At 70.3% G+C, this 14,246-nt stretch carries 12 protein-coding genes; 7 read left to right on the top strand and 5 right to left on the bottom strand.

Annotated features, from left to right (window positions below):
* The first annotated feature begins 9 nt into the window (after window positions 1-9).
* Window positions 10-1,482: an MDR family MFS transporter gene (locus tag ACXKZF_RS14345; protein ID WP_055951548.1), complete on the top strand. Its 1,473-nt coding sequence runs from the start codon at window positions 10-12 to the stop codon at window positions 1,480-1,482.
* 70 nt (window positions 1,483-1,552) lie between these two features.
* Here ACXKZF_RS14345 and ACXKZF_RS14340 read toward each other — a convergent pair whose 3' ends face one another.
* Window positions 1,553-2,551: a LacI family DNA-binding transcriptional regulator gene (locus ACXKZF_RS14340; protein WP_488984638.1), complete on the bottom strand. Its 999-nt coding sequence runs from the start codon at window positions 2,549-2,551 to the stop codon at window positions 1,553-1,555.
* Between the two features lie 84 nt (window positions 2,552-2,635).
* On the opposite strand from ACXKZF_RS14340, the gene ACXKZF_RS14335 reads away from it, so the two are divergent.
* The 5 genes from ACXKZF_RS14335 (at window position 2,636) to ACXKZF_RS14315 (ending at window position 9,057) form a co-directional block, all read left to right on the top strand.
* Window positions 2,636-3,082, top strand: coding sequence for an L-rhamnose mutarotase (locus ACXKZF_RS14335; protein ID WP_488984637.1), 447 nt, complete (start codon window positions 2,636-2,638; stop codon window positions 3,080-3,082).
* Window positions 3,079-4,245, top strand: coding sequence for an L-rhamnose isomerase (gene rhaI, locus ACXKZF_RS14330; RefSeq protein WP_488984636.1), 1,167 nt, complete (start codon window positions 3,079-3,081; stop codon window positions 4,243-4,245). The genes ACXKZF_RS14335 and rhaI overlap by 4 nt, the downstream gene beginning before the upstream one ends.
* A 25-nt stretch (window positions 4,246-4,270) precedes the next feature.
* Window positions 4,271-6,307 (top strand): bifunctional aldolase/short-chain dehydrogenase, encoded by a 2,037-nt coding sequence (locus tag ACXKZF_RS14325; RefSeq protein WP_488984635.1) that lies wholly within the window; start codon window positions 4,271-4,273, stop codon window positions 6,305-6,307.
* Entirely contained in the window at window positions 6,304-7,737 is a 1,434-nt protein-coding gene (locus ACXKZF_RS14320) for a rhamnulokinase (protein ID WP_488984634.1), read from the top strand. Before ACXKZF_RS14325 ends, ACXKZF_RS14320 begins: the two co-directional genes overlap by 4 nt.
* A gap of 66 nt (window positions 7,738-7,803) precedes the next feature.
* Complete coding sequence (locus ACXKZF_RS14315; protein WP_055951534.1) at window positions 7,804-9,057, top strand: alpha-hydroxy acid oxidase; 1,254 nt, start codon at window positions 7,804-7,806, stop codon at window positions 9,055-9,057.
* A 100-nt stretch (window positions 9,058-9,157) separates the two neighbouring features.
* On the opposite strand, the gene ACXKZF_RS14310 is transcribed toward ACXKZF_RS14315, so the two are convergent.
* From ACXKZF_RS14310 to ACXKZF_RS14295, 4 genes are all read right to left on the bottom strand, one after another.
* Window positions 9,158-10,768 (bottom strand): DHA2 family efflux MFS transporter permease subunit, encoded by a 1,611-nt coding sequence (locus ACXKZF_RS14310; RefSeq protein WP_488984633.1) that lies wholly within the window; start codon window positions 10,766-10,768, stop codon window positions 9,158-9,160.
* A gap of 235 nt (window positions 10,769-11,003) precedes the next feature.
* Window positions 11,004-12,365 (bottom strand): MFS transporter, encoded by a 1,362-nt coding sequence (locus ACXKZF_RS14305; protein WP_488986006.1) that lies wholly within the window; start codon window positions 12,363-12,365, stop codon window positions 11,004-11,006.
* Between the two features lie 8 nt (window positions 12,366-12,373).
* On the bottom strand, window positions 12,374-12,835 hold the full coding sequence (locus ACXKZF_RS14300) for a MarR family winged helix-turn-helix transcriptional regulator (RefSeq protein WP_055951529.1): 462 nt from the start codon (window positions 12,833-12,835) through the stop codon (window positions 12,374-12,376).
* A gap of 206 nt (window positions 12,836-13,041) precedes the next feature.
* Window positions 13,042-13,188 (bottom strand): hypothetical protein, encoded by a 147-nt coding sequence (locus ACXKZF_RS14295; protein ID WP_488984632.1) that lies wholly within the window; start codon window positions 13,186-13,188, stop codon window positions 13,042-13,044.
* Window positions 13,189-13,377: 189 nt separating this feature from the next.
* Here ACXKZF_RS14295 and ACXKZF_RS14290 point away from each other — a divergent pair, with 189 nt between their 5' ends.
* Window positions 13,378-14,244: an alpha/beta fold hydrolase gene (locus ACXKZF_RS14290; protein ID WP_243224393.1), complete on the top strand. Its 867-nt coding sequence runs from the start codon at window positions 13,378-13,380 to the stop codon at window positions 14,242-14,244.
* Window positions 14,245-14,246 lie beyond the last annotated feature (2 nt).

Here is a 14,246-nt window from a genome sequence, read left to right as displayed (position 1 = left end):
TGGTCGTCCATGGTCGCCACCGGAACCGTCCCCACCGCCGCCCCGCCCGGGAAGACCGCCGTGCGCCCGGGCGCCGTCATCGCGCTGCTCGTCGTCGCCGCATTCGTGGTCATCCTCAACGAGACGATCATGGGCGTGGCGCTGCCCGAGCTCATGCGCGAGCTCGACATCACCGCCGCCACCGCGCAATGGCTCACCACGGCCTTCCTGCTGACGATGGCCGTCGTCATCCCCGCGACCGGTTTCCTCATCCAGCGTTTCCCGTTGCGGACGCTCTTCTTCACCGCGATGGGGCTGTTCACCCTCGGAACCGTGATCGCCGCGATCGCCCCCGGGTTCGGCGTGCTGCTGCTCGGTCGCATCGTGCAGGCCTCGGGCACCGCGATCATGATCCCGCTGCTGTTCACGACGGTGCTCAACGTCGTGCCCGCGAACCGCCGCGGCCGCATGATGGGGCTCATCTCCATCGTGATCTCGGTCGCCCCCGCGGTCGGTCCCACGGTGTCGGGCCTGATCCTGTCGGTGTTCCCGTGGCGCGCGATGTTCATCGTCATGGTGCCGATCGCGCTGATCGCGATCGCCCTCGGTGCGCGGTGGGTGCAGAACCTCACCGACACGCGTCGGGTCACCCTCGACGTCACCTCGGTGGTGCTCTCGGCCCTCGCCTTCGGCGGCATCATCTTCGGCCTGTCGAGCATCGGCGAGGCCGCCGGCGGTCACGAGATCGTCCCCGTGTGGATCCCGCTGGTCGTGGGGGCGGTCGCTCTCGCCGCGTTCGTCGTGCGTCAGCTGCGTCTGGGCTCCACCGACCGCGTGCTGCTGAACCTCGCGGTCTTCCGCCACTCGGCCTTCACCATCGCGGTGATCCTCGTCGTGGTGGCGATGACGACGCTGTTCGGCGTGCTCATCCTGCTGCCGCTCTACCTGCAGAACGTCCTCGGCCTCGGAACGCTGCCCACCGGCTTGATGCTGCTGCCCGGCGGCCTGCTCATGGGGCTCATGGCCCCGATCGTCGGCAACCTCTTCGATCGCTTCGGCGCACGACCGCTCGTGCTGCCCGGCGCGATCGTCGCCAGCATCGCGCTCTGGGGCTTCTCGACGCTTTCGGTCGCGACGCCCATCGGCTTCGTCATCGCGGTGCACTGCGTCCTGAGCCTCGGTCTGGCGTTCATGTTCACCCCGTTGATGACCTCGGCGCTCGGTTCGCTCCCGCGCGAGCTCTACCCGCACGGCTCGGCGATCGTCTCCACGGTGCAGCAGCTGGCAGGTGCGGCGGGGACCGCGGTGTTCATCACCCTGATGACGGTCGGATCGGCGGCGGCCGTCGCCGACCAGGGCGCGTCGGTGGTGGATGCCACGGCCAGCGGCATCCACTCCGCGTTCTTCGTCGCGGCCTGCCTGTCTCTCGCGGTCATCGTGCTCGCGGCATTCGTGCGGACGCCGACGCAGGTCGAGGGCGCGGAGCGCGTGGCGGCGCACTGACGCCCCGGTGCGGGGGTGTCGGGCGGGCTCGAGCGCGATCACGCACACCCGGCCGCGTGATGCCGGCGGGTCAGCCGCTGGATGCGCGCACCACGAGCTCCGGCCGGAACCGCACCTGGCGCTCCGACGGGTCGAGCGCGCCGTCGAGCTGGCGCAGCAGCAGGTCGACGGCGGTCGAGCCGAGCGCCTCGGCGGGCTGGCGCACCGAGGTGAGCGGCACGACGGTGGCGGCGGCGAAGTCGATGTCGTCGTAGCCGACGAGCGCGATGTCCTCGGGTACGCGGATGTCGCCGAGCATCGTCAACGCCTGCAGCACGCCCACGGCGAGCAGGTCGTTCGCCGCGAAGACCGCGTCGGGTCGGTCGTCCCGCCCGCGCAGGCGCTCGCCGGCGGCACGGCCGGCCAGCACGGTCATGGCATCCGTCTCGACGATCTGGAGTTCGGCCCCTTCGACCTCGGCGACCGCCCGGCGCGCGCCGGCGAGACGGTCGGCGACCTGTCGCGTGGTCAACGGGCCGGCGACGAACACGATGCGCCGGCGTCCCTGCGCCAGCAGGTGAGCCACGGCGAGATGACCGCCCTCGACGTCATCGACCGACACGGCGCAGACGTCGTCGCCCGGCGTCTGCTCGTCGACGAGGACGACCGGGATGCCGGCTGACGCCAGCCGCTCGATCACGTCGCCGCTCGCATCGGCGGGGGTGAGCAGCACCCCGGCGACCCGCTGCTCGCGGAACTGATCGAGGTAGAGGCGTTCCCGATCGCCGTCGGCCCCGCTGGAGCCGAGCAGCACGACGTAGCCGTCTTCTGCGGCGCGGGCCTCGGCACCGCGCGCCACCGCGGCGAAGAAGGGATTGCCCACGTCGAGCACGATGAGGGCGATCGACCGACTCCGACCGGCTCGCAGCTGACGCGCGGCGTCGTTGCGCACGTACCCGAGGGCGTCGATGGCGGCGCGTACTCGTTCGACGGCGGCCGGTGAGACGGTCTCTCGACCGTTCAGGACGTTCGAGACGGTCCCCACCGAGACTTCCGCGTGCGCCGCGACGTCCTTGATCTTGACCGCCATGATCTGCCGACGATATCGCACCCGTCGTCGCCCGGTGCTACCCTGCTGTGAAACGATTCATTCTCGAGGAAGAGAACCCCCGCGATGACCGCACCGACCACGCGCGTCTGCTTCGAGCTGCGCATCCGGCCCGAGCTGATCGACGAGTACGTCGCCCGGCACACGCCCGTCGGCGCCGACATGCTCGCCGAGATCGCCGCCGCCGGTCGCCGCAACTACTCGCTGTTCCTGGGAGAGGGGGGTCGTCTGGTCGGTTACTACGAGACCGACGACGACGCAGCCGCGCAGGCCTACCTCGCCGCCTCGCCCATCGCGGCCGCCTGGGAGGCCGAGATGGCGCCCTTCTTCCTCGACCTCGGGGGGCGACCCGACCAGGCCGCCACCGCCCTCACCGAGATCTTCCACCTCGCCGACCAGCTCGCGAACGCGGGGTCGTCGGCATCCCCCCGCTCCGGTGCCGCATCCGCGGCATCCCCCGTTTCGGAGGCCGGTGCAGCGGCATCCGTCCCGACCGAAGGCGCCCGCTCATGACCACTCTCCGCCCCGAGATCCTCGCGACCCTGGAGGGGCAGGCCATCGAGCTGCCCTCGTGGGCCTTCGGCAACTCCGGCACGCGCTTCCGCGTGTTCCCCACCGCCGGCACTCCGCGCGACCCGTTCGAGAAGATCGCGGACGCCGCCGAGGTGAACCGTCTGACCGCTCTGGCACCGAGCGTCGCGCTGCACATCCCGTGGGACCTCGTCGACGACTACGGCGCCCTGCGCCGCCACGCCGAAGACCTCGGCGTCAGCCTCGGCACGGTGAACTCGAACACCTTCCAAGACGAGGACTACAAGTTCGGCGCTCTCACGCACCACGATGAGCGCATCCGCCGCAAGGCCATCGACCACCACCTCGCGTGCATCGACGTGATGGATGCCACGGGCTCCCGCGACCTGAAGATCTGGCTCGCCGAGGGGTCGAACTACCCCGGACAGAACGACATGCGCGGCCGACAGGATCGCCTTCAGGACTCACTGCGGCAGATCTACGGGCGCCTCGGGGACGACCAGCGTCTGGTGCTGGAGTACAAGTTCTTCGAGCCGTCGTTCTACCACACCGACGTTCCGGACTGGGGGACCTCGTACGCCCAGGTGGCCGCCCTCGGCGACAAGGCGATGGTGTGCCTCGACACCGGTCACCACGCGCCCGGCACGAACATCGAGTTCATCGTCATGCAGTTGCTGCGCCTCGGGAAGCTCGGCTCGTTCGACTTCAACTCCCGCTTCTACGCCGACGACGACCTCATCGTGGGCTCGGCCGACCCGTTCCAGCTGTTCCGCATCCTCACCGAGGTCGTGCGCGGCGGGGGCCTGAACAACCCCGACGTGGCCTTCATGCTCGACCAGTGCCACAACATCGAGGACAAGATCCCCGGGCAGATCCGCTCGGTGCTCAACGTGCAGGAGATGACGGCTCGCGCCCTGCTCGTCGACCGTGACGCGCTCGATGCGGCGCAGCGGGCCAACGACGTGCTGGGGGCCAACGCCGTGCTCATGGACGCGTTCTACACCGACGTGCGCCCGGCCCTCGCCGAGTGGCGCGCCTCCCGCGGACTTCCCGCCGACCCGATGGCCGCGTTCGCGGCATCCGGATACCTGCCCCGCATCGCCGACGAGCGCGTCGGCGGCACCCAGGCCGGCTGGGGCGCCTGAGCGCGTTCCTCGAAAAGGAGACATCATGACGAACGACACCGCCGCAGCCCTCGTCGCGCGCAGCAACCGCCTCGGCTCCGACCCCAAGGTCACCAACTACGCCGGCGGCAACACCTCCGCCAAGGGCACCGACATCGACCCCGTCACCGGTGAGCCGGTCGAGCTGCTGTGGGTCAAGGGGTCCGGCGGCGACCTCGGCACGCTGACCGAGAAGGGGCTCGCAGTGCTGCGGCTCGACCGCATGCGCGCGCTCGTCGACGTCTATCCGGGCATCGACCGGGAGGACGAGATGGTCGCCGCCTTCGACTACTGCCTGCACGGAAAGGGGGGCGCCGCTCCGTCGATCGACACCGCGATGCACGGACTCGTGGATGCCGCGCACGTCGATCACCTGCACCCGGACGCGGGCATCGCGATCGCGACCGCGGCCGACGGCGAGGCGCTGACGGCCCACATCTTCGGTGACAAGGTCGTGTGGGTGCCGTGGCGGCGACCCGGGTTCCAGCTGGGCTTGGACATCGCGGCGATCAAGGCGGCGAACCCGCAGGCGATCGGCACGATCCTCGGCGGTCACGGGATCACGGCGTGGGGGGACACGTCGGAGGAGGCCGAGCGCAACAGCCGGTGGATCATCGATACGGCCCAGGGGTACATCGACGAGCACGGTGCGGCCGAGCCGTTCGGGGGCGTGCGCGACGGGTTCCAGGCGCTGCCCGCCGACGAGCGTCGGGTGAAGGCCGCGGCCCTCGCCCCGACGATCCGTGGTCTCGCCTCGACCGACAAGCCGATGGTCGGTCAGTTCACCGACTCCGACGTGGTGCTCGAATACCTGGCATCCGTGAAGGCCCCCGTCCTGGCCGAGCTCGGTACGAGCTGCCCCGATCACTTCCTGCGCACCAAGGTGAAGCCGCTGCTGCTCGATCTGCCCGCCGACGCCTCTGTGGAGGAGTCGATCGCGCGCCTGCACGAGCGGCACGCTGCCTATCGTGCCGACTACCAGGCGTATTACGACGCGCACGCCGACGCCGACAGTCCCGCCATCCGCGGCGCCGACCCGCTCATCGTGCTCGTGCCGGGCGTCGGCATGTTCTCGTACGGTGCGAACAAGCAGACCGCGCGGGTGGCGGGGGAGTTCTACGTCAACGCCATCAACGTCATGCGCGGCGCCGAGTCCCTCTCGACCTACGCCCCGATCTCGGATGCCGAGAAGTTCCGCATCGAGTACTGGGCGCTCGAAGAGGCCAAGCTCCAGCGGATGCCGAAACCCCAGACCCACCAGGGTCGCATCGCGTTCGTGACCGGTGCCGCCTCCGGCATCGGCAAGGCCATCGCCACCCGTCTCGCCGCCGAGGGGGCGTGCGTCGTCGTGGCCGACCTCGACCTCGAGAAGGCGCAGGCTGTGGCCGCCGAGCTCGGCTCGACCGACGTCGCGATCGGTGTGGCCGCGAACGTCGCGGAAGCCGCGGGCGTGCAGGCCGCGATCGATGCGACCGTGCTCGCCTTCGGCGGCATCGACCTCGTGGTCAACAACGCCGGCCTCTCGCTGTCGAAGCCGCTGCTGGAGACCACCGAGAAGGACTGGGACCTGCAGCACGACGTGATGGCCAAGGGCTCGTTCCTCGTCTCGAAGGCCGCGGCGAAGGCGCTGATCGCGCAGAAGATGGGGGGAGACGTCATCTACATCTCGTCGAAGAACTCCGTGTTCGCGGGCCCCAACAACATCGCCTACTCCGCCACCAAGGCCGACCAGGCGCACCAGGTGCGGCTTCTGGCGGTCGAGCTCGGCGAGTACGGCGTGCGGGTCAACGGCATCAACCCCGACGGCGTCGTGCGCGGCTCGGGGATCTTCGCCGCGGGCTGGGGCGCGAACCGCGCCGCCACCTACGGCGTCGACGAGAAGGACCTCGGGCAGTTCTACGCCGACCGCACGATCCTGAAGCGCGAGGTCGTGCCCGAGAACGTCGCCGACGCGGTGTACGTGCTCACCGGTCCCGAGCTCTCGCGCACGACGGGCTTGCACATCCCCGTCGACTCGGGCGTCGCCGCGGCGTTCCTGCGATGAGCGCGCCCGTCCCCGACAGGACGGAGCCCGGCGCCGTCCGGGCCGTCGCCGCCGTCGACCTCGGCGCCACGAGCGGGCGCGTGATGATCGGCCGCGTCGGCGACGGGGTGCTCGAGCTCGAACAGGTCGTCCGGTTCCCCAACGGCCCGGTCAAGCGCGAAGACGGGTGGCACTGGGACATCGACCAGCTCTGGGTCCATGTGCGCGCGGGCCTGGCCGAGGCGCTCCGCCGGGAGCCGTCGATCGAGAGCGTCGGCATCGACGCGTGGGCCGTCGACTACGGCCTCCTCGGCGAAGACGGCGATCTGCTCGCCGAGCCGTTCCATTACCGCGACGAGCGCACCGCGCGCGGGGTGGATGCCGTGCACGCGGTGGTGCCGTTCGAGGAGCTGTACCACCGCAACGGCCTGCAGTTCCTCCCGTTCAACACGGTGTACCAGTACGCGGTCGACGCGCAGCTGGCCGAGACGCAGACGAGCCTGCTCATCCCCGACCTGCTCGCCGAGCGGCTCACCGGCCGCCGCGTCGCCGAGCGAACGAACGCCTCGACGACGGGTCTGCTCGACGTGCGTACGGGGGAGTGGGATCAGGCGCTCGCCGAGGCGCTCGGCATCCCCTCCCGCGTGCTGCCGCCGCTGATCGAGCCCGGGCAGGCGATCGGCGTCACCTCGGCCGAGTTCGCCGGCGTCCCCGTGATCGCCGTGGGTTCGCACGACACCGCCTCCGCGGTCGTCGCGGTGCCGATGTCGACCCCGAACGCCGCGTACATCTCGTGCGGGACGTGGGGTCTGGTGGGGCTGGAGCTCCGCGCGCCGATCACAACGGATGCCGCCCGCGCGGCCAACTTCACGAACGAGGGCGGCGTCGACGGGCGCGTGCGGTTCCTGCACAACGTCACCGGACTCTGGCTGCTGAGCGAGACGGTGCGCGCGTGGTCGGATCGTGACGGTGCGGACGTCGACCTGCCCGCGCTGCTCCGGGCCGCCTCCGCCGAGCCGTCGCCCAGGCGGGTCTTCGACGCCGATGACGCCTCGCTCGCCGCCCCCGGCGACATGCCGGCGCGCATCGCCGACCTGCTCGGGACGCCGCAACCCGAGGTCGCCGGTCGCGCGGCGTTCGCGCGGAACATCGTCGAGAGCATCGCCGACGCGTTCGCGCGAGCGGTACGCACCGCCGGCGATCTCGCGGGACGCGAGGTGGACGTCATCCACCTGGTCGGTGGGGGTGCGTTGAACGTGCTGCTGTGCCAGGCCACCGCCGACCGGTCCGGGGTGCCCGTGCTCGCCGGCCCCGTCGAAGCGACCGCTGCGGGCAATGTGCTCGTGCAGGCGCGGGCCCTCGGCGCCTTCGGGGCCGACGCGTCGCTCGAAGACCTGCGTGCGCGTGTGGCCATCGCCTTCCCCCCTCGGCGGTTCGAGCCGCATTCCTGAAGACCCTTCCCGCCCCGCTCGGTGACGCGTACTATGTGGTCAGACCACACGAAAGAGAGCATCTCCATGGTTCAGCGTCAGCTCCCCAAAGTCGGCGAGCTCCTCGAGCTCATGCAGTTCAAGAAGCCCGAGCTCGACGCGCGCAAGCGCCGTCTCGATGCCGCCTTGACCATCGCCGACCTGCGCACGATCGCCAAGCGCCGCACCCCCAAGGCGGCGTTCGACTACACCGACGGTGCGGCCGAGGGAGAGCTGTCGCTCGACCGTGCCCGCCGCGCCTTCGAGGATGTCGAATTCCATCCCGACATCCTGCGCCCGGCGGCCGACGTCGACACCTCCTGCGAGATCCTCGGCGGACCGTCGGCCCTGCCGTTCGGGATCGCACCAACCGGATTCACGCGCCTGATGCAGACCGAGGGCGAGACGGCCGGGGCGTCCGCGGCGGCGTCCGCGGGCATCCCCTTCACCCTGTCGACGCTGGGAACGACCTCGATCGAGGGCGTGAAGGCCGCCAACCCCCGGGGGCGCAACTGGTTCCAGCTGTACGTCATGAACGACCGTGACATCTCGTACGGGCTCGTCGAGCGCGCCGCGCGCGCCGGGTTCGACACGCTGCAGTTCACCGTCGACACCCCCATCGCCGGAGCCCGCCTGCGCGACAAGCGCAACGGCTTCTCGATCCCGCCGCAGCTGACCGTCGGCACGATCGTCAACGCCATCCCGCGCCCGTGGTGGTGGATCGACTTCCTCACCACCCCCAAGCTCGAGTTCGCCTCGCTCAGCACCACCGGCGGCACCGTCGGTGAGCTGCTGAACGCGGCCATGGACCCCACCATCAGCTACGACGACCTCGACGTCATCCGCGGCATGTGGCCGGGCAAGATCGTCGTGAAGGGCGTGCAGAACGTCGCCGACGCGGCGCGTCTGGTCGACCTCGGCGTCGATGGCATTGTCCTGTCCAACCACGGCGGCCGCCAGCTCGATCGCGCGCCGATCCCTTTCCACCTCCTGCCGAAGGTCGTGCGCGAGGTCGGCAAGGACGCCACGGTCATGGTCGACACGGGCATCATGAACGGCGCCGACATCGTGGCATCCATCGCCCTGGGCGCGAAGTTCACGCTCATCGGCCGGGCGTACCTGTACGGCCTGATGGCCGGCGGGCGTCAGGGCGTCGATCGCACGATCGCGATTCTGCGCAGCGAGATAGAACGCACGATGACGCTGCTGGGCGTGTCGTCGCTGGCAGAGCTCGAGCCGCGGCACGTCACTCAGCTGACGCGGCTGGTGCCGGTGGGTGAGTCGGCCGCCGCGCGCGTCTGACACCCGCCGGGGGTCATAACCTCAGCGATTCGCGTAATCTCGGCCCGTTTCGGGCGTTTCGAGCTGAGGTTGTGCGCATCGCGGAGGGTGCGCGCGGCACTCAGACCGCCTCGCCGGCTCGTGCCTCTTCGGTCTCGCGCCGCGAGGCGCCCGCGCCGAGGGTCAGCGTCGAGGCGAGCCCGAGGGTGAGGAAGGCCGCCGCGGTGAAGGCCGCAGCGCGCGTGCCGTCGCTGAAGGCCGCGCGGGCGTTGATCGCCAGGTCCTGCGTCTCGGGCGACGCGGCGAGGCCGGCGATCACGGCTCCGGCGCTGTCGACGACCTGCGAGACGACCTGATCGCGCTCGGCCGCGGGGATGCCGCGACCGTCGAGAGTGGATGCCAACACCCCCGCGGTCGTCGAGAAGAGCACGGTACCGAGGATCGCGACGCCGAGGGCCGCGCCCAACTGGCGCGACGTCGACTGGGTGCCCGACGCCTGGCCGCTCGCGGACGGCGGCACGTCGGCCAGCACGACGCCCGTGAGTTGAGCTGTCGCCAGACCCACGCCGACGCCGTATACGAAGAGGAAGGGGATGAGTGGTCCCCACGTGGCATCCGGCCTGATGGTGAAGGCGACGCCGCCCACGCCGATGATCTCGGCCAACAGGCCGCCGCGCACGATCCATACCGGCGCGACCTTTCCGCTCAGCGCCCCCGCGATGCCGCTGGCCACGAACGAGCCGATCGCGAGCGACAGCAACAGCAGGCCTGTCTGCAGGGCATCGAAACCGACCACGAACTGCAGCCACAGCGGGAGGGCCAGGATGATGCCGAACTCGCCCAGCGACACGACGGCGGCGGCGATGTTGCCGTTGCGGAATGACGTGATGCGGAACAGATCGAAGGCGAGGAGCGTGGAGCGGCCGAGGCGTTGGCGCCGCAGGCCCCAGGCGATGAAGGCCACGAGGGCGAGCAGAGCGACCGCGAAGGCAAGGGGCACGGGGGAGAGGCCCAGCGGCCAGCTCCAGCCACCCAGGGTGGGGACCGTGTCGACCGTCCACCACCCGTACGTGCGGCCTTCGATCAGGCCGAACACGAGGGGCGCCATCGTCAGCACCGAGAGCAGGGCGCCGACGCCGTCGATGCGTTCGGCGCGTTCACTACGCGACTCGGCGACGGTCAGGACGACCCCGATCACGATGATCACGCCGAGGGGGATGTTGATGCCGAACGCCCATCGCCACGAGAAGGCCGTGGTCAGCCAGCCCCCGAGCAGGGGCCCGACGGCCGCCATTCCGCCGATCGTCGAGCCCCACACGGCGAAGGCGATGCCGCGCTCGCGGCCGCGGAAGGTGGCGTTGATGATCGACAGCGTCGTGGGCAGGATCATCGCTCCGCCGACGCCCTGCACGAGTCGCGACAGGATGAGCAGCCCACCCGTCGGCGCGAGCGAGGCGGCGATCGAGGCGGCCGCGAAGATGGCGACGCCCAGCAGCAGGAGGCGTCGTCGACCGAAGCGGTCGGCGAGGCTGCCGAACACGAGCAGGAACGACGCGAAGACGAGGGTGTAGGCCTCCTGGACCCACTGCACCTCGGTCGAGGAGATCTTCAGCTCTTCGACGATCGAGGGCACGGCCACGTTGACGATCGTCGAGTCGACGATGATCAGCGAGACGGCGATGCTGATGAAGACGAGTCCCGCCCAGCGGCGCGAAGCCTTGTTCTCGTTCATGTAGCTAGCTTATCTAGCTAGTTGCTCGAGCGCGAGGGCTAGCGCGACCGCTTGCGCACTCTGATCTCGCACGCGGTTCGGGGCGCGATCACGTGGGTTCGGGTGTGATCGGCGCTTTGGGGCGTGATCGGCGCTTCGGGGTGTGCAATTCTCGCCCCGACCAGCGGAATGCGCTCCACACCTCGGAAAGGGAGCCCCTCCGGCGGCAGGCACGCGGCGGACAGCCAGGAGTCGATCAGGTCCCGTGGCGGGGGCGGTGCACGGGGCGCGGAGCGCGCTCGCCGGGCGGCAGTGGGATCGGGGTCGTGCCGGCGATCTCGTCGCTGAAATCCTCGGGCTCGGGCGGGATCGTCCGGATGGGGCGCGTCTCATCGACGGTGAGACGGAACCGCTTGGTCTCGTGGCGGTGCACGCGTCCCGACGCCAGCGTCCACGCGACGCCGACCCCGCACGCGAGGAGCGCGACGGCGGCGGCCAGCCCGATCGCCGTGCGTGCTCCGAACTCCGTGGCCACGGCACCCACGATCGGAGCGCCGACCGGGGTGCCGCCGAGCAGGATCGCCATGTAGAGCGCGATCACCCGGCCGCGCAACGACGGGTCGGTGGTGGTCTGCACGTACCCGTTGGCGGTGGTGAGCGTCGTCACGACGCAGAAGCCGGTGAGCACGAGAGTGGCGGCATACGTCGCGTAGCTGGGGGCGAGCACCGACAGGGCGGATGCCACGGCGAAGCCGCCGGTGCCGATGACCACCACGCGCATCCGCGCCCGTTCGCGGCGGGCGGCGAGCAGTGCTCCCGCGAGGGAGCCGATCGCGACGAACGAACTGAGCAGGCCGAAGCCGTCGGCCCCCCGACCGAATTCGAGGGCCATGGTCGAGGCGAAGATCGGGAAGTTCATGCCGAAGGCGCCCAGCAGGAACACCATGACGAAGATGACGACGAGGTCGGGGCGCCGCGCGACGTAGCGGAAGCCGTCGGCGAGGCGAGCGGGACCGTTCCGCCGGGCGCGGGCGACGAGCTCGTGCGGCCGCATCATCAGCAGCGCGCCGAGCATCGCGAGGAACGTCACGGCGTTGACGAGGAACACCCACCCGGTGCCGACGAGCACGATCATCACTCCGGCGACGGCCGGGCCGATGAGTCGGGCGGTGTTGAACGACGCGGCGTTCAGCGCCACGGCGTTGGAGGCATTCTCTTGCGATACGAGGTCGGACACGAACGCCTGCCGTGCGGGGTTGTCGAACGCCGTCGCCACGCCGAGGGCCAGCGCGAAGCCGTACATGAGGGGGAGCGTCATCGCTCCGACGAGCAGCAGGATGCCGAGACTCACCGCGAGCGCGAGAAGGGCGCCCTGCGTGCACATGATGAGCTTGCGACGGTCGAAGCGGTCGGCGACCCATCCGGTGACGCCGACCAGCAGAAGCGGCGGGGCGAACTGCAGGGCCATCGTGACGCCCATCGCGGCGGCGTCGTTGTCGGTGAGCTGCGTGAGGACCACCCAGTTCTGGGCGGTGGCCTGCATCCAGGCGCCGACGTTGGAGACGAGTGCTCCGATGAACCAGACGCGGTAGTTGAAGATCGACAGCGACCGGAACATCGATGTGCTCACTTGTCGGCCACCTTCCTCATGATCAGGGCTGCGCGGGCCAGCGTTTCCCGTTCGTCGGGGGTCAGGTCGGCGAGCGACTCCTCGAGGAAGGCGTCGCGCCGGCGGACGGTCTCGTCGACGATCGTGCGGCCATAGGCGGTGAGATCGATGCTCACCCGACGGCGGTCGACGGCATCCGGGGTGCGGGTGATGTAGCCGGCTTCTTCGAGAAGAGAGACGGTGCGGTTCATCGATGGCGCGGTGACGCGCTCACGATCGGCCAGTTGACCGAGCGTGTGCGCGCCGTGCACCGTCAGCGCGGCGAGGACGGCGAACTGCCCGTCGCTCATGGTGTCGACGGCTCGTTGCGCCCGGAGGCGGCGAGCCAGTCGGAACGTGGCCATGCGCAACTCGGAAGCTGCGGCGCTGTGGTCAGGAATGTTGTCGGTGAGGGGGGATTCGTCGACGCTGTCATTCATATTCCTGATCGTTAGCATAACTCATTAGTCCTGCTAAGGGAATGGATGCCAGGCTGCTCGTCGACGCGCGCGAGGGGCGGGGGCGCGGCGGGCTCAGCCGATGGCGCCGCGCGGCTCAGCGGAATCACCGAGACGCAGGACGTGCTCGACCCCGCCGCTACGCACGCCGGTGGACGAGCGGAGCCGGTCACCGCGTGATGCGTGACTCAAAGGGGCGGGAAATGCGCGATTTGATGCGGTGACTGTGACCGCGACGCGACCGTCAGCGACGTCGCCATCGCCTCGTTCCCGCCGTCATCATCCCAGTGTTCGAGGGCAATCTCTTCGTCGTCGAGTTTCGAGTTGCCGTCCATGACTGGACTCTACGCCTGCGTGTCTGAGCCGGATAGGTGGGTGCGCGCGTGCAGTCGTCTTGCGCAGCCGGTCGCGATCCGCACGATCGTCGAGCGAGCGACCGGGTGGGGTCGACCAGCGCAGAAGTGCGCAGCGCAGTGCCGCGGGGGCCCGGCGCCGGGGGCGGGTCGCCGTCGTACACTCGGCCCATGCCCGAGTTCGTCGACGCCTACGGCATCCCGATCGTCTACGACGTCTACGAGGCGTCCGAGCCTCGGGCGGTGGTGCAGTTGCTGCACGGCGTGGGGGAGCACGCGGGCCGATACGCCGCCCTGATCGAGACCCTCGTCGCCGGCGGATACACCGTGTACGCCGACGATCATCGCGGCCACGGACGCACAGGGCTCCGCCAGTGGAGCGGCGATCACACCAAGCTCGGTCGCCTCGGCCCCGGCGGGGTGGATGCGGCGCGTGACGCCGTCTGGACGCTGACGCAGCGCATCCGCGACACGCATCCCGCCCTCCCCCTCGTGCTGATCGGGCACTCGTGGGGGTCGTTCCTGGCGCAGATGCTGCTCGACCGGCATCCCCAGGCCTTCGACGCCGTCGTGCTGAGCGGCACCGCCCTGCGCTGGCCCGGCTCGCTGAACGCCGGAGACCTGAACGGCCCGTGGAAGCACCTGCGCGGGTCGGGGATGGAGTGGTTGTCGAGCGACGAGCAGGTCGGACGCGACTTCGTCGACGACCCGCTCACCACGTCGGTGCCGCTGCTCCGACTGTTCGGGCCGGTGGAGGCGGCGAAGCTGTTCGGCCGTCCGCGACGGGATCTCGGACGAGACGTGCCGATGCTGCTGATGGTGGGACGCGATGACACCGTCGGCGGTCCCCGCAGCGTGCACCGCTTGGCCGACGCCTACCGCGAGCGGTCCGGTTTGACCGACGTCACGGTGCGGGTCTATCCCGGGGCCCGGCACGAGATCTTCGCCGAGGTGAGGCAGGCCGACGTCCGTGCCGATCTGCTCGCCTGGCTCGACGCGCGGCTGCCGGCCGGCGCCACACGGCCGTCGGTGGACTGAGC

Source organism: Microbacterium sp. ABR10, from assembly GCF_057812175.1.
Note: the sequence above shows the minus strand (reverse complement) of the source record. Positions and strands in the feature narration are given on the sequence as shown.